At 68.5% G+C, this 22155-nt stretch carries 18 protein-coding genes; 11 read left to right on the top strand and 7 right to left on the bottom strand.

Going from position 1 to position 22155, the window contains the following annotated elements; genetic code table 11:
• The first annotated feature begins 200 nt into the window (after positions 1-200).
• The 9 genes from ngcE to ACFXC1_RS12170 all read left to right on the top strand — a co-directional run bounded on the left by ngcE (position 201) and on the right by ACFXC1_RS12170 (position 12344).
• Positions 201-1649 carry an N-acetylglucosamine/diacetylchitobiose ABC transporter substrate-binding protein gene (gene ngcE / locus ACFXC1_RS12210; protein WP_381241847.1) on the top strand — a complete coding sequence of 483 codons (1449 nt, stop codon included), beginning with the start codon at positions 201-203 and terminating at the stop codon, positions 1647-1649.
• A gap of 59 nt (positions 1650-1708) precedes the next feature.
• On the top strand, positions 1709-2644 hold the full coding sequence (locus ACFXC1_RS12205; RefSeq protein ID WP_381241846.1) for a carbohydrate ABC transporter permease: 936 nt from the start codon (positions 1709-1711) through the stop codon (positions 2642-2644).
• Positions 2645-2661: 17 nt separating this feature from the next.
• Positions 2662-3597 (top strand): carbohydrate ABC transporter permease, encoded by a 936-nt coding sequence (locus ACFXC1_RS12200; protein ID WP_381241845.1) that lies wholly within the window; start codon positions 2662-2664, stop codon positions 3595-3597.
• 199 nt (positions 3598-3796) lie between these two features.
• Positions 3797-4996 carry an ROK family transcriptional regulator gene (locus tag ACFXC1_RS12195; protein WP_381241843.1) on the top strand — a complete coding sequence of 400 codons (1200 nt, stop codon included), beginning with the start codon at positions 3797-3799 and terminating at the stop codon, positions 4994-4996.
• A 133-nt stretch (positions 4997-5129) separates the two neighbouring features.
• The gene (locus tag ACFXC1_RS12190; RefSeq protein WP_381241932.1) at positions 5130-6227 is read left to right on the top strand and encodes a sugar ABC transporter substrate-binding protein; all 1098 of its coding nucleotides are present in this window, start codon (positions 5130-5132) and stop codon (positions 6225-6227) included.
• Between the two features lie 209 nt (positions 6228-6436).
• Positions 6437-7225 (top strand): ATP-binding cassette domain-containing protein, encoded by a 789-nt coding sequence (locus ACFXC1_RS12185; protein WP_381241841.1) that lies wholly within the window; start codon positions 6437-6439, stop codon positions 7223-7225.
• Complete coding sequence (locus ACFXC1_RS12180; RefSeq protein WP_381241839.1) at positions 7222-8538, top strand: sugar ABC transporter permease; 1317 nt, start codon at positions 7222-7224, stop codon at positions 8536-8538. The genes ACFXC1_RS12185 and ACFXC1_RS12180 overlap by 4 nt, the downstream gene beginning before the upstream one ends.
• A 206-nt stretch (positions 8539-8744) precedes the next feature.
• A complete protein-coding gene (dxs, locus tag ACFXC1_RS12175; RefSeq protein WP_381241837.1) occupies positions 8745-10673 on the top strand; it encodes a 1-deoxy-D-xylulose-5-phosphate synthase in 1929 nt (642 codons plus the stop codon).
• A gap of 147 nt (positions 10674-10820) precedes the next feature.
• A complete protein-coding gene (locus ACFXC1_RS12170) occupies positions 10821-12344 on the top strand; it encodes an amino acid permease (protein ID WP_381241835.1) in 1524 nt (507 codons plus the stop codon).
• 214 nt (positions 12345-12558) lie between these two features.
• Here ACFXC1_RS12170 and ACFXC1_RS12165 read toward each other — a convergent pair whose 3' ends face one another.
• Positions 12559-12930 (bottom strand): PIN domain-containing protein, encoded by a 372-nt coding sequence (locus ACFXC1_RS12165; RefSeq protein WP_381241833.1) that lies wholly within the window; start codon positions 12928-12930, stop codon positions 12559-12561.
• 68 nt (positions 12931-12998) lie between these two features.
• On the opposite strand from ACFXC1_RS12165, the gene ACFXC1_RS12160 reads away from it, so the two are divergent.
• Positions 12999-14018, top strand: coding sequence for a PLL family lectin (locus ACFXC1_RS12160; RefSeq protein ID WP_381241831.1), 1020 nt, complete (start codon positions 12999-13001; stop codon positions 14016-14018).
• 10 nt (positions 14019-14028) lie between these two features.
• Positions 14029-14409, top strand: coding sequence for a hypothetical protein (locus tag ACFXC1_RS12155; protein ID WP_381241930.1), 381 nt, complete (start codon positions 14029-14031; stop codon positions 14407-14409).
• Between the two features lie 52 nt (positions 14410-14461).
• On the opposite strand, the gene ACFXC1_RS12150 is transcribed toward ACFXC1_RS12155, so the two are convergent.
• The 6 genes from ACFXC1_RS12150 to ACFXC1_RS12125 form a co-directional block, all read right to left on the bottom strand.
• Complete coding sequence (locus tag ACFXC1_RS12150) at positions 14462-16591, bottom strand: 3-hydroxyacyl-CoA dehydrogenase NAD-binding domain-containing protein (protein WP_381241830.1); 2130 nt, start codon at positions 16589-16591, stop codon at positions 14462-14464.
• The gene (locus ACFXC1_RS12145; protein ID WP_381241828.1) at positions 16588-17805 is read right to left on the bottom strand and encodes a thiolase family protein; all 1218 of its coding nucleotides are present in this window, start codon (positions 17803-17805) and stop codon (positions 16588-16590) included. Before ACFXC1_RS12145 ends, ACFXC1_RS12150 begins: the two co-directional genes overlap by 4 nt.
• Positions 17806-17947: 142 nt before the next feature.
• Positions 17948-18970, bottom strand: coding sequence for a LacI family DNA-binding transcriptional regulator (locus ACFXC1_RS12140; protein ID WP_381241826.1), 1023 nt, complete (start codon positions 18968-18970; stop codon positions 17948-17950).
• A 168-nt stretch (positions 18971-19138) separates the two neighbouring features.
• Positions 19139-20416 (bottom strand): ribonuclease D, encoded by a 1278-nt coding sequence (locus ACFXC1_RS12135; protein WP_381241825.1) that lies wholly within the window; start codon positions 20414-20416, stop codon positions 19139-19141.
• Between the two features lie 144 nt (positions 20417-20560).
• On the bottom strand, positions 20561-21223 hold the full coding sequence (locus ACFXC1_RS12130; protein ID WP_129305965.1) for a response regulator transcription factor: 663 nt from the start codon (positions 21221-21223) through the stop codon (positions 20561-20563).
• Positions 21224-21460: 237 nt separating this feature from the next.
• Positions 21461-22129, bottom strand: coding sequence for a DUF3000 domain-containing protein (locus ACFXC1_RS12125; protein ID WP_381241822.1), 669 nt, complete (start codon positions 22127-22129; stop codon positions 21461-21463).
• Between the last annotated feature and the right edge of the window lie 26 nt (positions 22130-22155).

The raw sequence follows: 22155 nt of genomic DNA, 5'->3' as shown, positions 1-22155 counted from the left end.
CTCACTTCGGAAAAGACCGACAACCTACCCTGCATTCGATCTTGCTCTGTCGACCGGAAGTGGACTATACCTGTCGCGTTCGACACCGCTCTCACAGCAGCACGCACGAAGTACCTCTGCACGACCAAGCTCGACCTGACCGCGGTGCCGGGGAGGATCCGGTTCACCGCCTGAGTCCTGTTGAAGGCGAGGACTTGAGCATGGGATCCACTTCAGCCGAGAACAACGGTTCCAATGGCGTCGGCCGCCGTGATCTGATCAAGAGGTCGGCCGCACTCGGCCTGATCTCCGTACCCACGATGAGTTTCCTGTCCGCCTGTGCCAGCGGTGGCGGGGACAACAGCAGCAGTGACGACAACACCAAGGGCACCACGTCGAAGTCGAATCCCTTCGGTGTGAAGAAGGGCAGCACGCTCGACGTCGTCGTCTTCAAGGGCGGTTACGGCGACGACTACGCGAAGGCGTGGGAAGCCAACTTCAAGACGAAGATCGGCGTCAGCTCCACCCACACCGGAACGCAGGAGATCACCGGCAAGCTCCAGCCCCGCTTCAACGCGGGCAACCCGCCGGACATCGTCGACGACTCCGGCGCCCAGCAGATCAAGATCGACGTCCTGTACAAGAACGGCCAGTTGCTCGACCTCTCGCCGGTCCTGGACGCGCCCGCGATCGACGACCCGACCAAGAAGGTGCGCGATCTGCTGATCCCCGGCACCCTCGACCCGGGTGTCCAGGAGGGCAAGGTCGTCGCCCTCAACTACATCTACACGGTCTGGGGGCTGTGGTACTCCGGCAAGCTCTTCAAGGAGAAGGGCTGGACCCCGCCGAAGACCTGGGACGAGTTCATCGCCATCTGCCAGAAGGCGAAGGCGGCCGGTATCGGAGGCCTCGCCCACCAGGGCAAGTACCCGTACTACATCAACGTCGCCATCATGGACCTCATCGCCAAGAAGGGCGGGATCGACGCCGTCAAGGCGATCGACAACCTCGACCCGAAGGCCTTCGTCGGCTCGGCCGCCGCGCAGGCCGGCGTCGAGGCGATCTACGAGGTGGTGGAGAAGGGCCTGTTGATGCCCGGCACCAACGGCCTGACCCACACCGAGTCGCAGACCCGCTGGAACCAGTACAAGGCCGCCTTCATCACCTGTGGTTCCTGGCTGGAGAACGAGCAGCTCAAGCTGACGCCCACGGACTTCGACATGAAGTTCCTGCCGATGCCGCTGCTGGCCGACAGCAAGATGCCGTTCGAGGCGATCCGGGCCGGCTCCGGCGAACCCTTCATCATCCCCGCGAAGGCCAAGAACCTCCCCGGCGCCAAGGAGTTCATGCGCCACATGCTCTCCAAGGAGTGGTCGACGCTCTTCGCTAAGGAGGCCAACTCGCTCACCATCCTCAAGGACGGTGTCGACTCCAGCGTCACCCTGCGCCCGGGCACCCAGTCCACGGTCGACGCGTCCAAGGCGGCCGGTGCCAACACCTTCCGCTACCTCTACCCCGACTGGTACAGCGAGATGGACACCTCCATCCAGAACGCGTCCAACGAGCTGATGGCCAAGCGCATCCAGCCCAAGGAGTGGCTGAAGCGCTGTCAGGCCGCGGTCGACAAGCAGGCCAAGGACCCGGCGTCGAAGAAGAACGTGCACTCCTGATCACAACGCCTGATCGCACCACCTGATCACGCTCGGGACACCAGGGGCAGGAAACGCCAATGCGCAAAGGGCAGTACAGGTTCGTCGCGGGATTTCTCTTCGTTCCCGTGGCGCTCTATCTGATCTTCGTGATCTGGCCGTACATCCAGACGTTCGGCTATTCGCTGACCGACTGGAAGGGCGAGTCACAGACCTTCAAGTTCGTCGGACTGGACAACTATCGAACGCTGCTCCACGACGACGTCTTCAAGGAGGCCATCTGGCACAACCTCCTGTTCCTGGTGTTCATCCCCGTGATCACCATTCTGCTCGCCCTCTTCTTCGCCTTCATGGTGAACGCGGGAGGGCGCAGCAAGGCCGGCGGAGTGCAGGGAGTCACCGGCAGCGGGTTCTACAAAATCGTCTATTTCTTCCCGCAGGTCCTGTCGCTGGCGATTCTCGCGGTGCTGTTCAACGCGGTGTACCGCAGTGACGGCGGCGGTCTGCTCAACGGCTTTCTGATCAAACTCCACCTGGTGGACGCCAACAATCCGGTGGAGTGGCTCAACGAGCCCAACGTGGTGCTGTGGGCGCTGATGGCGGTCGTGGTCTGGCACGGCGTCGGTTTCTATCTGGTGCTGTTCTCCGCGGCCATGCAGTCCATTCCGCGGGACATCTACGAGGCCGCCCTGATCGACGGCGCGAACCGCTCCCAGTCCTTCTTCCGGATCACCCTGCCGCTGCTCTGGGAGACCGTCCAGACGGCCTGGGTGTACCTAGGCATCATCGCGATGGACATGTTCGTCCTGGTCTCCTCCATGACCTCGAACATGGGCGCCTACGGCGGCGGTCCCGACCACGGCAGCGACGTCATGTCGACCGTGATGATGCGCAACTTCCTCTACTTCGGGAAGAGCGGCTACGCCTGCGCGATGGGCGTCGTCATGCTGCTGCTCACCCTGGTCCTGTCCGTGGTCACGCTGCGCGCCACCCGCCGTGAGCGCATCGAGTTCTGAGCGGGAGACATACGACGATGAGCGCACCCCTGAAGGAGACCGCCCCCACGGGCGGCACCGTCCCGCCGCAGCCGTCGGCCGGAAAGTCCAGTGCCCGGCCCGGTGAACCGCGCGGCGAGGGCGTCGTACTGAACGTCTTCTCGCACGGCTTCCTGGCCCTGTGGGCCCTGCTGATCGTGCTGCCGCTGCTGTGGCTGGTGTTCAGCTCGTTCAAGACGGACGTGCAGATCGGCAACTCGGCCTTCGGCTGGCCGCACAACTGGTCGTTCGACGTGTTCCGGCGGGCCTGGGACAAGGGCATCGGCGACTACTTCCTGAACACCTTGATCGTGCTGGTGTTCTCGGTGCCGCTGACGATGCTGTTCGGCTCGATGGCCGCGTACGTGCTGGCCCGCTACCAGTTCTGGGGCAACCGGCTGCTGTACTACTTCTTCGTCGCCGGCGCGATGTTCCCGGTGTTCCTCGCGCTGGTCCCGCTGTTCTTCATGGTCAAGCGCCTGGACATGCTCAACACGTACCAGGGGCTGATCCTGGTCTACATCGCCTACTCGATGCCGTTCACGGTGTTCTTCATGCACGCGTTCTTCCGGACGCTGCCCACGGCGGTCTTCGAGGCGGCGATCCTCGACGGCGCCTCGCACACCCGCACGTTCTTCCAAGTGATGTTGCCGATGGCCAAGGCCGGGCTGATCAGCGTCGGGATCTTCAACACCCTCGGCCAGTGGAACCAGTTCATCCTGCCGACGGTCCTGATGCAGCCGCAGAGCGGCTCGGACCCGGAGCGCTATGTCCTCACCCAAGGGCTCATCCAGCTTCAGCAGCAGCAGGGATACGCCTCCGACCTGCCCGTTCTCTTCGCGGGTGTCACGATCGCCATGATCCCGATGCTGGTCGTCTACCTGTCGTTCCAGCGCCAGGTGCAGTCCGGTCTGACGTCGGCGACGCTGAAGTAGCCGGCCTGGACGACGCGACAGGAAGAGATCGTTCCGCCACCGTTCCCGGCAGGCCGGGAGCGGTGGTCACGTATGTGTCCGGGACCCTCGATGCGGTTCAACCTCTTGACGGGAGGCGACCCTAACGGCTCAGCTTAGAGTTCACTAGTTGGACATAGACGGGGCCTCATCGATGCGGTCCCGCGCGCAGGAGGTCGTCGTGGAGACTCCGGGGTCGCAGTCGTCGCTGCACCGAGCGAATCTAGAGCGGGTCGTGCGAGCGGTGCGGCTGGCGGGGTCGCTCACCCAGGCGGAGATCGCGAGGACGACGGGTCTGTCCGCTGCGACGGTCTCCAACATCGTGCGCGAACTCAAGGACGGCGGAACGGTCGAGGTCACGCCCACTTCGGCGGGCGGCCGCCGGGCCCGCAGCGTGTCGCTGAGCGGGGACGCCGGCATTGTCATCGGCGTCGACTTCGGGCACACGCATTTGCGCGTCGCGGTCGGGAATCTCGCCCATCAGGTGCTGGCCGAGGAGTCCGAGCCGCTCGATGTGGACGCCTCCTCCAGCCAGGGCTTCGACCGGGCGGAAGAGCTGGTCAACCGGCTGATCGCGGCCACCGGGGTGGACCGTTCCAAGATCGCCGGGGTGGGCCTCGGCGTGCCCGGACCGATCGACGTGGAATCGGGCACCCTGGGCTCCGGCGCCATCCTGCCGGGCTGGTCGGGCATCAGACCCGCCGAGGAGCTGGGCAGCCGTTTGGGCGTACCAGTGCACGTGGACAACGACGCCAACCTCGGCGCCCTCGGTGAGCTGGTCTGGGGCAGTGGGCGGGGCGTCAGGGACCTGGCGTACATCAAGGTCGCGAGCGGGGTCGGCGCGGGGCTGGTCATCAACGGCAAGATCTACCGGGGCCCGGGTGGCACAGCGGGAGAAATCGGGCATATTACTCTTGATGAGTCCGGCCCTGTCTGCCGTTGCGGAAACCGGGGCTGTCTGGAGACCTTCACGGCCGCGCGCTATGTGCTGCCGCTCCTCCAGGGCAGTCACGGCACCGACCTGACCATGGAGGGAGTCGTACGGCTGGCGCGGGACGGAGACCCGGGCTGTCGTCGGGTGATCGCCGACGTCGGCCGACACATCGGCAGTGGAGTCGCCAATCTCTGCAATTTGCTGAACCCGAGCCGGGTGGTTCTCGGTGGCGATCTCGCCGAGGCCGGTGAGCTGGTGCTCGGTCCGATCAGGGAGTCTGTAGGCCGCTATGCGATCCCCAGTGCGGCGCGTCAACTGTCCGTTCTCCCGGGTGCACTTGGAGGCCGTGCGGAGGTGCTCGGAGCGCTCGCTCTCGCACTCAGCGAGATGGGCGATTCGACCCTTTTGGACGGGTCGCTGACCGCAGCGACACCTGCCTTCACTTAGAGAACGCACGACGCCGTTGCCATCTCGTTAAGTATTTACTTCTTGACGCCGAACGCGCGGCCGAGTTGACTTCCAGCCACCTCGGCCGCAACGACGCGGCCTCGTCAGGGAGGTTTCTGAAGTGAACACGCGTATGCGTCGTGCCGCCGTTGCTGTCATCGCCACCACGATGGCCGTCTCGCTGGCCGCCTGTGGCAAGGCCGGCGACAACAAGAAGTCCGACAGCAGCTCCTCGAGCTCCTCGGGCGGTACCAACGCCAAGATCGGTCTGCTCCTGCCCGACAGCGTCACCACGCGGTACGAGAAGTTCGACAAGCCGTACTTCGAGGCCAAGGTCAAGGAGCTCTGCTCCGGCTGCACCGTCGAGTACAACAACGCCAACGCCAGCGCGGCCACCCAGGCCCAGCAGGTCAGCAGCATGATCACCAAGGGCGTCAAGGTCATCGTGATCAGCGCCCAGGACTCCGCCGCGATCAAGTCCTCGATCCAGCAGGCGGTCGACAAGGGCATCAAGGTCGTCGCGTACGACCGTCTGGCCCAGGGCCCGGTCTCGGCCTACGTCTCCTTCGACAACGTCCAGGTCGGCAAGCTCCAGGGCGAGGCCCTCCTCACCGCGCTGGGCTCGAAGGCCACCCCGAAGTCGAAGATCGTCATGATCAACGGCGACGACGCCGACCCGAACGCCGCGCAGTTCAAGAAGGGCGCCCACGAGGCCCTCGACGGCAAGGTCGACATCGCCTACGAGCAGTCCGGCCTGTGGAAGGACACCGTCGCCAACCAGAAGGTCACGGCGGCCATCACCCAGCTCGGTGCCAAGAACATCGCGGGCGTCTACTCCGCCAACGACGGCATGGCCGGCGGTATCGCCACCGCCCTCAAGGGCGCGGGCATCAGCAACATCCCGCTGACGGGCCAGGACGCGGAGCTCGCCGGTATCCAGCGCATCGTCGCCGGTACCCAGTCCAGCACCGTCTACAAGGCCTTCAAGCCGGAGGCCGAGGCCGCCGCGACGCTCGCCGTCGACCTGGCGCAGGGCAAGAGCATCACCTCGCTCGCCACCACGACCCAGACCAGCGGCTCCGGCGACAAGGTGCCCTCGCAGCTGCTCGTCCCGGTGTCGGTCACCAAGGCCAACATCAAGGACACGGTCGTCAAGGACGGTCTCTACACCGTCGCGCAGATCTGCACCGCCGACTACGCCAAGGCGTGCAAGGCGGCCGGTCTGTCGTAACCACCGCCCAGCGGTGACAAAGCCCCTTCGGCGTCCGCCCCACCTTCAAACCCCGCTGTGGGGCGGGCGCCGATCGGAACCCGTGCGAACGCAGCCGTTGCCAACTGGCACCGGCCGCGCGCATGTTCATCTTGTAAATCTGTGCCTAGGCACAACCCTCCGCGTCTTTTGACAAGCGCGGCATCCCCGCCGGTCAGGCGGCGAAGGAGATGGTTCACGTGTCCGCTACGCCCGTGCTGGCGTTGCGCGGAGTCTCCAAGCGATTCGGTGCGGTGCAGGCCCTCACCGACGTAGAGCTGGAGGTTCACGCCGGAGAAGTGGTCGCGCTGGTCGGCGACAACGGCGCAGGAAAGTCCACCCTGGTGAAGACGATCGCCGGAGTGCACCCCATCGATGAAGGAGTCATCGAGTGGGAGGGCAGCCCGGTCAGCATCAACAAGCCGCACGACGCCCAGGGACTCGGCGTCGCGACGGTCTACCAGGACCTCGCGCTGTGCGACAACCTCGACGTCGTCGGCAACCTGTACCTCGGGCGTGAGCTGCTTCGCCGTGGCGTCATCGACGAGGTCACGATGGAGAAGAACTCCCGCGAGCTGCTGAGCACCCTCTCCATCCGCATCCCCAGCGTGCGCATCCCGATCGCCAGCCTCTCCGGTGGCCAGCGGCAGGTCGTCGCCATCGCCCGCGCGCTGATCGGTGACCCCAAGGTCGTCATCCTCGACGAGCCCACCGCCGCCCTCGGCGTCGAGCAGACCGCACAGGTCCTCGACCTGGTCGAGCGGCTGCGCGAGCGCAACCTCGGCGTCATCCTCATCAGCCACAACATGGCCGACGTCAAGGCGGTCGCCGACACCGTCAACGTGCTGCGCCTGGGCAAGAACAACGGCTCCTTCCCGGTGAAGGACACCAGTCAGGAAACGATCATCGCCGCGATCACCGGTGCCACGGACAACGCCGTGACCCGTCGTGCGGTGCGCAGCACGGAGGCGGCAAAGTGAGCGACACGTCAGGCACCGTGAAGAAGGAATCGGCGGAGTCGCAGACCACCGTCGCTCCCGCCGACGACCCCACGGCCGCGGCCGTCCCGGTCGTCGACCCGCGTCTGCTGATCCGCGAAGAGGGCTTCAAGGGCTACATCACCGAGTTCAAGCGCAAGGTCAGGGGCGGTGAGCTCGGCTCCCTGCCGGTCATCGCCGGCCTGATCGTCATCGGCATCATCTTCCAGTCGCAGAACAGCCGGTTCCTGAGCGCGGACAACCTGTCCAACATCAGCTACTACCTGTCGGCCACCGGCATGCTCGCCATCGGCCTCGTCTTCGTGCTGCTGCTCGGCGAGATCGACCTGTCCGTCGGCTCGGTCAGCGGTCTGGCGTCCACGCTGTTCGCCGTCTTCGTGGTCAACCACGGGATGGAGGGCTGGCTGGCGCTGGTCCTGACCATCGTCACCGGTGTCGGCATCGGCGCGCTGCACGGCTTCTTCTTCGCGAGGATCGGCGTACCGGCGTTCGTCGTCACCCTGGCCGGCTTCCTCGGCTGGAACGGTCTGATGCTGTGGCTGCTCGGTTCGAGCGGCACCATCAACATCCCGGACGCGGGCCCGGTGCACCTGCTCGGCCAGAGCTCGTTCTTCATGGACCAGTCGATCGCCGGCGCCTACATCCTGGCCACCCTCGGCGTCGCCTCCCTGGCCTACGGCTCGCTCGTCGACCAGCGTCGCCGCAAGGCCGCAGGGGTGCCCTTCCGGCCCACCAGCGAGATCGCGCTGCGGGTCGGCCTGCTCGCGGTGGCCGCGTTCGTCACCGCCGCGGTGCTGAACTCCTCGGCCGGTGTCTCCAACTCGCTGGTGATCTTCCTCGCCTCCCTGGTGATCGTGGACTTCGTGCTCCGCCGTACCCCGTACGGCCGCAAGGTCTTCGCGGTCGGCGGTGGCATCGAGGCCGCGCGCCGTGCCGGTATCAACGTGTCCATGATCCGCATCACCGTGTTCGCCATCTCCGGCGGCTTCGCGGCGGTCGGCGGTATGTTCTTCGCCGGCCAGACCCAGAGCGCCACGCTCAACGCCGGTGGCGGCAACACCCTGATGCTGGCCATCGCGGCGGCGGTCATCGGCGGTACGAGCCTCTTCGGCGGCCGCGGCACCGTCTGGTCCGCCCTCCTGGGCATGCTCGTCATCCAGTCGATCCAGACCGGTCTCGACCTGCTCAACATGAACACGTCGATCCAGTACATGATCACGGGTGGCGTTCTGCTCGGCGCGGTCGTCATCGACTCCGTGTCCCGCAAGAGCCAGAAGGCGGCAGGTCGCGGCTGACCTGCGTCCTTTCGGACGAGTGCCCGGTACCGATCGCGGTACCGGGCACAGTCATGTCACAGGAAAGGTCGTAGGAAAGGCTGTTCTTGGGTACAGCCGATCGCGTGACGTACGACGCACAGCCCGGGCGCGGTCCGCAGAGGCGGAACATTAGACTCGACAAGCCCGGCAACAGCTCGATCAGCTCTACTCGCAAGGAGGCACGGGTGCCGCTGCTGACCCGCATCAGGGGACCGCGCGATCTGGACCGGCTCAGCCTGGAGCAGCTGGACCAGCTGGCCGAGGAGATCCGGACCTTCCTCGTCGACGCCGTCTCCAAGACCGGCGGCCACCTCGGCCCGAACCTCGGTGTGGTCGAGCTGACCATCGCCCTGCACCGTGTCTTCGAGTCCCCGAAGGACCGGGTGCTGTGGGACACCGGCCACCAGTCCTACGTGCACAAGCTGCTCACCGGCCGCCAGGACTTCTCGAAGCTGAAGCAGAAGGGCGGCCTCTCCGGCTACCCCTCGCAGGCCGAGTCCGAGCACGACGTCATCGAGAACTCGCACGCCTCCACGGTCCTCGGCTGGGCCGACGGCCTCGCGAAGGCCAACCAGGTGCTGAAACGCGAGGACCACGTGGTCGCCGTGATCGGTGACGGCGCCCTCACCGGCGGTATGGCCTGGGAGGCGCTGAACAACATCGCCGACGCCAAGGACCGCCCCCTCGTCATCGTCGTCAACGACAACGAGCGGTCGTACGCACCGACCATCGGCGGCCTCGCGAACCACCTGGCGACCCTGCGGACCACCGACGGCTACGAGCGCTTCCTGGCCCGCGGCAAGGACCTCCTGGGGCGCACCCCGGTCGTCGGCAAGCCCCTCTACGAGACGCTGCACGGCGCGAAGAAGGGCCTGAAGGACTTCATCGCCCCGCAGGGCATGTTCGAGGACCTCGGCCTCAAGTACGTCGGCCCCATCGACGGCCACGACATCGAGGCGATGGAGTCCGCGCTGGCCCGCGCCAAGCGGTTCGGCGGCCCGGTGATCGTCCACGTCCTCACCGAGAAGGGCCGCGGCTACCAGCCCGCCCTCCAGGACGAGGCCGACCGCTTCCACGGCATCGGCCCCATCCACCCCGACACCGGTCTGCCGATCAAGGCCTCCGGCGCCGACTGGACCTCCGTCTTCGGCGACGAGATGGTCGCGCTCGGCAAGGAGCGCGAGGACATCGTCGCGATCACCGCCGCGATGCTCCAGCCGGTCGGCCTCAAGAAGTTCGCCGACGCGTTCCCGAACCGGATCTACGACGTCGGCATCGCCGAGCAGCACGGCGCCGTCTCCGCGGCGGGCCTCGCCACGGGCGGTCTGCATCCGGTGTTCGCGGTGTACGCCACATTCCTGAATCGTGCCTTCGACCAGGTCCTCATGGATGTCGCCCTCCACAAGTGCGGTGTGACCTTCGTACTGGACCGGGCCGGCGTCACCGGCACCGACGGCGCCTCCCACAACGGCATGTGGGACATGTCGATCCTCCAGGTCGTCCCCGGGCTGCGGCTCGCCGCCCCGCGCGACGCCGACCAGGTCCGCGCCCAGCTCCGCGAGGCCGTCCAGGTCAAGGACGCGCCGACGGTGGTCCGCTTCTCCAAGGGCGCGGTCGGCCCCGCCGTACCCGCCGTGGGCCGCATCGGCGGCATGGACGTACTGCGCGCGCCCGGCACCGACGCACCGGACGTCCTCCTGGTCTCCGTCGGCGCGCTGGCGCCGATGTGCCTGGAGATCGCCGACCTCCTCGACAAGCAGGGCATCACCACCACCGTCGTCGACCCGCGCTGGGTCAAGCCCGTCGACGAGGCCATGGCCCCGCTCGCCGAGCAGCACCGGGTGGTCGTCACCGTCGAGGACAACTCCCGGGTCGGCGGCGTCGGTTCGTCGATCGCACAGGCCCTGCGCGACGCCGGTGTGGATGTTCCGCTCCGCGACTTCGGCATCCCGCCGCGCTTCCTCGACCACGCCTCGCGCGCCGAGGTGATGACGGAGATCGGCCTCACCGCGCCGGACATCGGCCGCCAGGTGACCGGCCTGGTCTCCAAGCTGGACGGCCGCTTCGACCGGCCCGCGGCGGAGGCCGACTCGGTGGAGTCCGCACGCGACTGAGGCACGGTAGCACCGCCGAACGGGCCGCTTCCGCCACCCTTTGCAGTGGTGGAAGTGGCCCGTTCGCGTGAACCCGCCCGCGTCGGGGCATACGCACATCGCCCCCTCTCGATCATGTCGAGGACGCCAAGCGTGGGAGGTACACCCGTGAGCAGCACCCTCTTCCGGACGAAGAGAGTCGAACAGTCCATCCAGGACACCGAGGAACCGGAGCACGCGCTCAGAAAGTCCCTCTCGGCCCTGGATCTGACGGTGTTCGGCGTCGGAGTGGTCATCGGCACCGGCATCTTCGTCCTCACCGGCACCGCCGCCAAGAACAACGCCGGCCCGGCGGTCTCCCTGTCCTTCGTCGTGGCCGGCGTCGTCTGTGCCCTCGCGGCGCTCTGCTACGCCGAGTTCGCGTCCACGGTCCCGGTGGCGGGCTCCGCCTACACCTTCTCGTACGCCTCCCTCGGCGAACTCCCCGCCTGGACCATCGGCTGGGACCTGGTCCTCGAACTCGCCCTCGGCACGGCGGTGGTGGCGGTCGGCTGGTCCGGCTACATCCACTCGCTGCTGGACAACGCGGGCTGGCATCTGCCCGAGGCGCTCAGCGGCCGGGACGGCGCCCACGGCTTCGGCTTCGACATCCTCGCCGCCGCGCTCGTCCTCGTCCTCACCGCGATCCTCGTCCTCGGCATGAAGCTCTCCGCGCGCGTCACCTCCGTCGTCGTCGCCATCAAGGTGGCCGTCGTGCTCGTGGTGATCGTCGCGGGCGCCTTCTTCATCAAGGGCGACAACTACAAGCCGTTCATCCCCAAGGCACAGTCGGTGGAGGCGGGCGGCAACCTCAAGGCCCCGCTGATCCAGCTGATGTTCGGCTGGGCGCCCTCCAACTTCGGCGTCATGGGCATCTTCACGGCGGCCTCCGTGGTCTTCTTCGCCTTCATCGGCTTCGACGTCGTCGCCACCGCCGCCGAGGAGACCCGCAACCCGCAGCGGGACGTCCCGCGCGGCATCCTCGGTTCACTGATCATCTGCACCACGCTGTACGTCGCCGTGTCGATCGTCGTCACCGGTATGCAGAAGTACAGCTCGCTGTCGATCGACGCGCCCCTCGCGGACGCGTTCAAGGCCACCGGACACCCGTGGTTCGCGGGCCTGATCAGCTTCGGCGCCGCGATCGGCCTGACGACTGTCTGCATGATCCTGCTCCTGGGCCAGGCCCGCGTCTTCTTCGCGATGAGCCGAGACGGCCTCCTGCCCCGCTTCTTCTCCCACGTCCACCCGCGCTTCCGCACCCCCTACCGCCCGACCATCCTCCTCGGTGTGGTCATCGCGATCGTCTCGGGCTTCACGAGCCTCAGCGAACTCGCCGAACTGGTCAACATCGGCACCCTGTTCGCCTTCATCGTGGTCGCGATCGGCGTGATCATCCTCAGGAACAAGCGCCCCGACCTGCCCCGCTCCTTCCGCACCCCCCTGGTCCCCGCCCTCCCCATCCTCTCGGTCCTCGCCTCCCTCTGGCTGATGCTCAACCTCCCCGCCGAGACCTGGCTCCGCTTCGCCATCTGGATGGTGATCGGCTTCGTCGTGTACTTCTTCTACGGCCGCACGCACAGCAGACTTGGACAGCAGCAGGCGGCGGAGGCGGGCGCGTCCACGACGCCACCGACCGGAGACGCACCGTAGGCACGCCAGTTCACCGTCCGGGGGGGGCGGAACCCCCCCCCAGAACCCGGGGAGGGGGGGCCCACGCGCCCCCCCCCCCCCCCCCCCCCACCCCCCCCCCCCCCCCCCCCCCCCCCCCCCCCCCCGCACCCCCACCGTCGCCCCCAAATTACCCCGCCCGCCCGGCAAAACCCCCCCCCGCGCGGGGTTTTGCCCGCGCCACATGACGTATCCGTCAACCCCGCACGCTACGCGGCCCGGTGACCTCGGCGCCCAACTCCGTCACCCTGCGCCGCAGTTCACGATCCGCCGTGACCACCAGAGAGGGCCGGCCGCCGGCCTCGGCGACCAGTTCGACCATACGGTCGTCGCCGCTGCCGGGTGCAGAGTCCACCCGTACGCCCGGGACGGACTCCACTCCACGGGCCGCGCCCTCCACGACGAGGACGATCTCCACGGGGTGCGTACGGCCCGGCAGGCCGTCTGTCGCGAGGCGGTCGCGGAGGCGCTCGGCGGCGGCCTTCCGGTCCCGCCACCAGCCGTCCGGCACCGAGCCGACGACATTCGCGCCGTCGACGATCACGAGCAGGGGAGTGTCCTCGTCCATGGGCCAAGGGTCGCACGCGGGCAGGGGGCGCCCCGCGCGAAAGCGGCCGCCCCGATTACAGTGAACCGGTGAACGGCGACTGGCTCATACGCGGCCGTGACGGTCGGCTCAGTGTCTATCTGCCCTCGGGCGACGCCGTCCTGTGCCGTGCGGAACGCGGCCCAGACGGCCTCTGGAGCGCCCCGCGCACGGTGGGCGGCGACCAGAAGCTGCACCCGGGGCTGCTCGGCATCGGGCAGGGCGCGGACGGCTACGCCCATCTGGCGGCCTGGCGGCCCACGGTGCCCGGCGAATCCGGACTGGTCCACTCCACGCACTTCCGGCCCCGGCTCACCGCCCTCGACTGGAACCCGGTCGGCCACCCGGACCGGACGGGCGACCGCACCGGCGTTCCGGCGGTCGCGGTCGACGCGGAGGGGCGGGCCCATCTCTTCGTGCGCAACAAGGCGGGCGGGGTGAGCATGCTGGCCCAGCGGGAGAAGGGCGGCTGGGATCCCTGGCGCGACCTCAAGGGGACCGACGTCCACGAGGACCTGGCCGCGGTCACGGGGGAGTCCGGCAGGGTCGAGCTGTACGCGGCGGTGCCCGGCGCGATCCTGCACTGGCGCCAGCTGGAGCCGGGCGCGCAGCCGGTCCTGGAGGAGGCGATGGAGGCCAGGATCAGACCCGGCACGCTCCGCGCGCTGGCCACCTCCCCGGAGACGACCACCCTCTACTACACGGACGACTCCGGCGACCTCTGCGCCTGGCGCCCCGGCAGCAAGCCGCTCACTCTGCTGCCCTCGGCGGGCCCGGGCCCGGTCTCCGTCGTCCGCTGTGAACTCGACGGCCACGACTGCACGTTGCTCGCCCAGCGCTCGGCCAGCGGCCGGGTCGCGTTCGCCGCGTATCCCACCGAGCAGGAGTCGGCGGGCGCCTGGTGGACCGAGTCGGGCCCCCAACTCCCGGCGGACGCCGAGGTTTCGCTCGCCCTGGACGAGAACGACCGGGTCGTCGCCGCGACGTTGTCCCCGTCCACGGGTCAACTCCTGGTCACCCGGCGGAAGGACGAGCCGGGCCTGGCCCTGGAGGCCTGGCGGGAGGTGTGAATGCGCCATGATGACCACCGTGGACAGCGAATCACTCATCGCCGTTTGGCGGCGTATCCTCGACGGCTCCGAGAAGCCGTGGGTCCTGTTCGAGCACGGCACCTGTGTGTTGCTCGAGGAGCCCGACGGCGATCCCGCCGAACAGGCCACCGGGATCCTGCGCGAGTTCGGCCCCGTACAGGTGGCGACGTCGGCGGGCGACTTCCGGGTACTGGAACTCAAGAACGGCGAGGGCTGGTTGGTGACGAGCCATCACCGGGACGTCGTCACGTTCGTCGCGACGGAGGAGCCCGACGATCCCTCGCACCTGGCCGTCGGCATCCACGGCAGGGCGAAGCGCGACCAGGACGGCACCGAACTGCGTGTCGTCCACGTCGAGGACGTCCCCTGACATGCCGGTGCCCGGTACATCGGCCGATGTACCGGGCACCGTACGACGGGAGTTACGCCGGAACGCTCGCCACACCCGGCGCCAGGAACGGCTTGCCGTTCACCCGCGCCGAGACGCCCTCGCGGTCCAGGTACGGCGTGATGCCGCCCAGGTGGAAGGGCCAGCCGGCGCCCGTGATCAGGCACAGGTCGATGTCCTGCGCCTCGGCGACGACACCCTCGTCGAGCATCAGACCGATCTCCTGCGCCACCGCGTCCAGGACACGGTCCCGCACCTGCTCCTCGGTCAGCACGGAGTCGCCCTGCTTGAGCAACGCGGCGACCTCGGGGTCGAGTTCGGGCTTCCCGCTGTCGTAGACGTAGAAGCCGCGCTTGCCCGCCTTGACGACGGCCGCGAGGTTCGGGGAGACCGTGAAGCGGTCCGGGAAGGCCCGGTTGAGGGTCTCCGAGACATGCAGACCGATGGCCGGACCGACCAACTCCAGCAGCACCAGCGGGGACATGGGCAGACCGAGCGGCTCTACGGCCTTCTCCGCGACCGCGACCGGGGTGCCCTCGTCGATGACGTTCTGGATCTCGCCCATGAAGCGGGTGAGGATGCGGTTGACGACGAACGCCGGGGCGTCCTTCACCAACACGGCGGTCTTCTTCAGCTTCTTGGCCACCGCGAACGCGGTCGCGAGCGAGGCGTCGTCCGTCTGCTCGCCGCGCACGATCTCCAACAGGGGCAGAATCGCTACGGGGTTGAAGAAGTGGAAGCCCACGACCCGCTCGGGGTTCTTCAGCTTCGACGCCATCTCGCTCACCGACAGCGAGGAGGTGTTGGTGGCGAGGATCGCGTGCGCCGGGGCGACCGCCTCGACCTCCGCGAACACCTGCTGCTTGACGCCGATCTCCTCGAAGACGGCCTCGATGATGAAGTCGGCGTCGGAGAAGCCCTCGGCCTTGTCCAGCACACCGGTGACCAGGGCCTTGAGGCGGTTGGCCTTGTCCTGGTTGATACGGGACTTCGACAGCAGCTTCTCGATCTCGGCGTGGACGTATCCCACACCCTTGTCGACGCGCTCCTGGTCGATGTCCGTGAGGACGACCGGTACTTCGAGGCGGCGCAGGAAGAGCAGGGCGAGCTGCGAGGCCATCAGGCCCGCGCCCACGACGCCGACCTTCGTGACCGGACGGGCCAGGGACTTGTCGGGCGCGCCCGCCGGACGCTTGCCGCGCTTCTGCACGAGGTTGAACGCGTAGATACCGGCGCGGAGTTCGCCACCCATGATCAGGTCGGCGAGGGCCAGGTCCTCGGCGTCGTAGCCCTGCTGGAGGTCGCCGTTCTTCGAGGCCTCGATGATGTCGAGCGCGCGGTAGGCGGCCGGGGCCGCGCCGTGCACCTTGGAGTCCGCGACGAAACGGCCCTTGGCGACGGCCTGGTCCCAGGCCTCGCCGCGGTCGATCGCCGGACGCTCGACCTTGATGTCGCCCTTGAGGACGTTCGCCGTCCAGATCAGCGACTGCTCCAGGAAGTCCGCGCCCTCGAAGAGCGCGTCCGCGATCCCGAGGTCGAAGACCTGCTGGCCCTTGAGCTGCTTGTTCTGGTTGAGGCTGTTCTCGATGATCACCGAGACGGCCTTCTCGGCGCCGATCAGGTTCGGCAGCAGCGTGCAGCCGCCCCAGCCGGGGACCAGACCGAGGAAGACCTCGGGGAGGGAGAAGGCCGCGATGTGCTTGGAGACCGTGCGGTACTCGCAGTGCAGACCGACCTCGACGCCACCGCCCATGGCCGCGCCGTTGTAGTACGTGAAGGTCGGTACCGCGATGTCCGCGAGGCGCTTGAAGACCTCGTGGCCGCCCTTGCCGATGGCGAGCGCGTCGTCGTGGTTCTTGAGGAGCTCGACGCCCTTGAGGTCCGCGCCGACCGCGAAGACGAACGGCTTGCCGGTGATGCCGACACCGACGATCTCGCCGGCCGCCGCCTCCTTCTCGACCTGGTCGATGGCGGTGTTGAGGTTCGCGAGCGAGGCCGGGCCGAAGGTGGTCGGCTTGGTGTGGTCGAAGCCGTTGTCCAGCGTGATGAGCGCGAACCGCCCAGCGCTGTACGGCAGTTCGAGGTGGCGGACGTGCGCGGACGTCACGACCTCGCCCGGGAACAGCTCGGCCGCACCCTTCAGAAGCTCGGTGGTGGTGCTCACTTGTCCCCCTCGAAGTGCGGGTTCTCCCAGATGACCGTGGCGCCCATGCCGAAGCCGACACACATGGTGGTCAGGCCGTAGCGGACGTTCGGCTGCTCCTCGAACTGACGGGCCAGCTGCGTCATCAGGCGCACGCCCGAGGAGGCCAGCGGGTGACCGAAGGCGATCGCGCCGCCGTACTGGTTGACGCGCTCGTCGTCGTCCGCGATGCCGTAGTGCTCCAGGAAGGCCAGCACCTGGACGGCGAAGGCCTCGTTGATCTCGAAGAGGTTGATGTCCTCGATGGACAGGCCCGCCTTGGCGAGCGCCTTCTCCGTGGCCGGGATCGGGCCGTAGCCCATGACCTCCGGCTCGACGCCCGCGAAGGCGTACGACACGAGGCGCATCCGCACCGGCAGGTTGTTCTCGCGGGCGAAGTCCTCGCTCGCGATGATCGACGCGGTGGCGCCGTCGTTGAGACCGGCCGCGTTGCCCGCGGTGACCCGGCCGTGCACACGGAACGGCGTCTTCAGCCCGGCCAGGTTCTCCAGGGTGGTCCCCGGACGCATCGGCTCGTCGGCGGTCACGAGACCCCAACCGGTCTCGCCCACCTGCTCGTTGGTGTTGCGCACCGAGATGGGCACCAGGTCCTGCTGGATCTTGCCGTTGGCGTACGCCTTGGCGGCCTTCTCCTGCGAACGCACCGCGTACTCGTCGGCGCGCTGCTTGGTGATCGTCGGGTAGCGGTCGTGCAGGTTCTCCGCCGTCATGCCCATGAACAGCGCGGAGTCGTCGACCAGCTTCTCGCTCACGAACCGCGGGTTCGGGTCCACGCCCTCGCCCATCGGGTGGCGGCCCATGTGCTCGACACCACCGGCGATGACGGCGTCGTAGGCACCGAAGGCGATGGAGCCCGCGGTGGTGGTGACGGCGGTCAGCGCGCCCGCGCACATGCGGTCGATGGAGTAACCGGGCACCGACTGCGGCAGTCCGGCAAGAATGCCGGCCGTACGGCCGAGGGTGAGCCCCTGGTCACCGATCTGCGTGGTCGCGGCGATCGCGACCTCGTCGATCTTCGCGGGGTCCAGACCGGGGTTGCGGCGCAGCAGCTCCCGGATCGCCTTCACGACGAGGTCGTCGGCCCGGGTCTCGTGGTAGATGCCCTTCGGGCCCGCCTTGCCGAACGGGGTACGGACGCCGTCTACGAAGACGACGTCCCTGACGGTACGAGGCACGATTGGCTCTCCTCCAGGGTGCGGGATCTGCACTGCTGCGATGCGCTGAGCGCGCGCTCAGGAACCATGCTACTTGTGAGTAACCAGGCTGCCCAGTCCCGGGGCTCCAAGCGGTGAACGTCACACCCCGGAACCCTCGCGATCATGCCCCGGGCGGTCCGGTCGACCCCCGCGGGGCCAGCACCGGAGCGGGCACGGGATGCGAACCGGAACCCTCCCCGGAGATCACCCCGAACAGCGTCCGTGCCGCGTCCGCGCCGAATCCGTGCACATCATGGCTCATCGCGGAGAGCGTCGGACGCGTGATCCGGCACAACTCGGAGTCGTCCCAGGCCAGCACGGACACATCGGCCGGCACGGCGAGCCCCAGCTCGGCGGCGACCGCGAGCCCCGCGACGGCCATGATGTCGTTGTCGTACACGATGGCCGTCGGCCGGTCCGGTGCCGCCACCGTCAGCAGCGACCGCGTGGCCCGAGCGCCCGCCTCCCCCGACTGGTCGGTGTCCAGCTGACGGGCCCCGGCCAGTCCCAGTGCCCGCGCCGTCGTATCGAAGGCGGCGGTCCGCAACGCGGTGAGCGCGGCCACCCCGCCCACCCGCGCGATCCGCCGATGCCCGAGCCCGGCCAGATACCGCACAGCCTCCGTGACGGCACCGGCATCGTCGCTCCACACCGAGGTGAGCCCTCCGGTCAACGACGGATGCCCCACGGCCACCACCGGCAGCCCCAGCCGCCGCACCACCGCGACCCGAGGATCGTCGGCCCGGAAATCCACGAGAATCGCCCCGCCGACCTGCCGAGCCCGCCACCACGACTCCTGCAGCGCGATCTCCTCCTCCGCACTCCGCACCAGCCGTAACAGCAGCGCACAGGAGTGCTCGATCAGCACGCTCTCCACCCCGGACACGAACTCCATGCAGAACGGTTCGAGCCCGAGCAGCCGCGCCGGCCGACACAGAGCCAGCCCTACGACATCCACCCGCGCCCCGGCCAGCGACCGCGCGGTGGGATGGGGCGCCCACCCCAACTCCCGCGCGGCCCCGAAGATCCGCTCCCGCGTCGCGTCCGACAACCCCGGCTTGTGATTGAAGGCAAGCGACACCGCCCCCTTGGACACCCCGGCGCGAGCGGCAACGTCCTTGATGGTGACGCGAGTTGTGCTCATCGAGGGGGAGTCTTGCAGCACCTTCCGCCGCGTGTGACCCGTTCGCCGAGTTCAAAGATCTTGGCGCGATATAGACGCTTCAACTTTTCGAGAAGCGCTGCCTTTCAGGGGCGCGGGGAACTGCGCGACCAGCCACAGATCACCCGCACTCGCCACACGACGCCATCGCTACGGCGCTTTCGCGGACAAAGCCCCCACAAGAACAGGCGCCACCTGCTCCACCTGCCAGGGCCGAGCCCCGTACCCCGCCAGCGCAGCCCCGACAGACTCCACATCCACACTCTTCGGCGGCTCCCAGCAAACCCGCCGAACCGTGTCAGGAGTAATCAAGTTCTCCTGAGGCATGTTGAGCCCCTCAGCAACCGCAGACACGGCGGCCCGAGCCGCGGACAACCGAGCCGCGGCCTCGGGATCCTTGTCCGCCCAGGCGCGGGGCGGCGGCGGCCCGGTGACCGGCTGTCCAGGCTGCGGCAGCGCGGAGTCGGGCAGGGTCTTGGCCCTGTCGACCGCCGCCTGCCACTGCTCCAGCTGCCGCCGCCCCATCCGATGCCCGAAGCCGTTCAACGCGGCCAGCGCCTGCACATCGGCGGGAAGCGACAGCGCGGCCTCCACGATCGCCGCGTCGGACAGCACCTTGCCCGGCGACACGTCCCGCCGCTGCGCGATCCGGTCCCGCGTCTGCCACAGCTCGCGGACGACACCGAGCTGCCGGCGCCGCCGTACCTTGTGCATCCCGGACGTACGACGCCACGGGTCCTTGCGGGGTTCGGCGGGCGGCGCCGCCGCGATCGCGTCGAACTCCTGGCGGGCCCACTCCAGCTTGCCCTGGCGGTCCAGCTCCTTCTCCAGGGCGTCCCGCAGGTCGACGAGGAGTTCCACGTCAAGGGCCGCGTACCGCAGCCACGGTTCGGGCAGCGGGCGGGTGGACCAGTCGACGGCGGAGTGTCCCTTCTCCAGGACGAAACCGAGGACGTTCTCGACCATCGCGCCCAGGCCGACCCGCGGGAATCCGGCGAGCCGACCCGCCAGCTCGGTGTCGAAGAGCCGCGTCGGCACCATGCCTATTTCCCGCAGGCAGGGCAGGTCCTGGGTGGCGGCGTGCAGCACCCACTCGACGCCGGAGACGGCCTCGCCGAGGCCGGACAGGTCGGGGCAGGCGACGGGGTCGATCAGTGCGGTGCCCGCGCCTTCACGGCGCAGCTGCACCAGGTAGGCGCGCTGTCCGTAGCGGTAGCCGGACGCGCGCTCGGCGTCGACGGCGAGGGGGCCCGTGCCGGCGGCGAAGGCCGCGATCGCCTCGGCGAGGGCGTCCTCGTCGGCGATCACGGGCGGAATGCCCTCCCGGGGCTCGAGCAAGGGGATCGGCGCCGTTTCGACGTCGTCCGGAGGGGCGCCTCCGGTGGTTCGCAGTGAGCTGTCTGCTGCGGTTTCTTGGGCGTCGGTCACGTGTCAAGGGTATCCGTGTATGGACAACGCCCGCCGACGGAACGTTCCGTCGACGGGCGTCTGGGGGTCGTAAACCAGTCAGGTAAGTGAAAGATCCGGTTCACGGCTCGGCGGGGGAGTGGAGGACGTGGTTCCGGGACAGGGTCAGTGGATGATTCCGGTGCGCAGGGCCACCGCGACCATGCCGGCGCGGTCGCCCGTGCCGAGCTTGCGGGCGATGCGGGCGAGGTGGCTCTTGACGGTCAGTGCGGACAGGCCCATGGAGACGCCGATCGCCTTGTTCGACTGGCCCTCCGCGACCAGGCGGAGCACCTCGACCTCACGGCCGGACAGTTCGCGGTAGCCGCCCGGGTGGCTCGGGGCACCCGGGGGGCGGCGGTGCATACGGGCGGCGGCGGAGCCGATGGGAGCGGCGCCGGGTCGGGTGGGGAGCCCGATGTTCGTACGGGTGCCGGTGACGACGTAGCCCTTGACGCCGCCCGCGAGGGCGTTGCGCACGGCACCGATGTCGTCGGCGGCGGACAGGGCCAGGCCGTTGGGCCAGCCTGCGGCTCTGGTCTCGGAGAGCAGGGTGAGTCCGGAGCCGTCGGGAAGGTGGACGTCTGCCACACAGATGTCGCGGGGGTTGCCGATGCGGGGACGAGCCTCCGCGACGGACGAGGCCTCGATGACGTCGCGCACACCGAGCGCCCACAGGTGGCGGGTGACGGTGGAGCGGACGCGCGGGTCGGCCACGACCACCATGGCGGTCGGCTTGTTCGGGCGGTAGGCGACCAGGCTTGCGGGCTGCTCGAGGAGAACGGACACCAGGCCTCCTGGGGTGTGGGACGACTTTCAAGGTCACAGTCGTCTTCGGCAGCAAACCCGCGGTCCTTTAGAGAAAGATCACGATTTAGTGAGTAGCAATCAGTGCAATTCGGACACAGTGTCGATCGTTCGGTGAACGAAACGGCTCGTTCGAGGGGTCACTCCTGATTGAAAGTGGCCGTATCGACAAAGACACCGCAAGTGCTCGGTAAGTCCTCGGTGTGACGGAGGTAAGGCTCAGCGTGACTGCGGGCCCCGGCGCTGCGGCAGCGTGACGATGGACGCGTCGCCCGGACCCGCCGGCGGCAGGCCCGCGACCTGGGCCAGCAGATCGCACCAGGAGGCCAGATGCGCGGCCGCGTCCGGGACGCCGCCGAGTCCCTCGCGGGGCGTCCACGAGGCGCGGATCTCGATCTGGGAGGCCGACGGGCGCTCGGAAAGGCCGCCGAAGTAGTGGGAGCTGGCCCGGGTGACGGTGCCGCTCGGCTCGCCATAGGTCAGTCCGCGGGTCTGGAGCGCGCCGGTCAGCCATGACCAGCACACGTCGGGCAGCAGCGGATCCGCCGCCATCTCCGGCTCCAGCTCCGCGCGCACCAGCGTCACCAGCCGGAACGTGCCGTGCCAGGCGTCGTGCCCGGCCGGGTCGTGCAGCAGCACCAGCCGGCCGTCGGCCAGGTCCTGGTCGCCGTCGACGACCGCGGCCTCCAGCGCGTACGCGTAGGGGGCGAGGCGCTGTGGCGCCGGTGTCGGGTCGATCTCGATCTGCGGTCGCAGCCGACTGTTCCGCAGGGCCTGGACCGCGGCCTGGAAAGCCGGCGGTGCCGTACCGCCCCCATCCCGGTCCCCCTCCTTGGAGTCGTCCATTCCGTCAGCGCCGTCCGACAGTCGTCCCTGAGCCGCAGCCATGCGGGAAGATTAAGGGGAACGGAGGC

It is taken from the genome of Streptomyces hokutonensis (genome assembly GCF_042751305.1).
Classification (GTDB): domain Bacteria; phylum Actinomycetota; class Actinomycetes; order Streptomycetales; family Streptomycetaceae; genus Streptomyces; species Streptomyces hokutonensis_A.
This window is presented reverse-complemented; position numbering and strand designations above follow the sequence as displayed.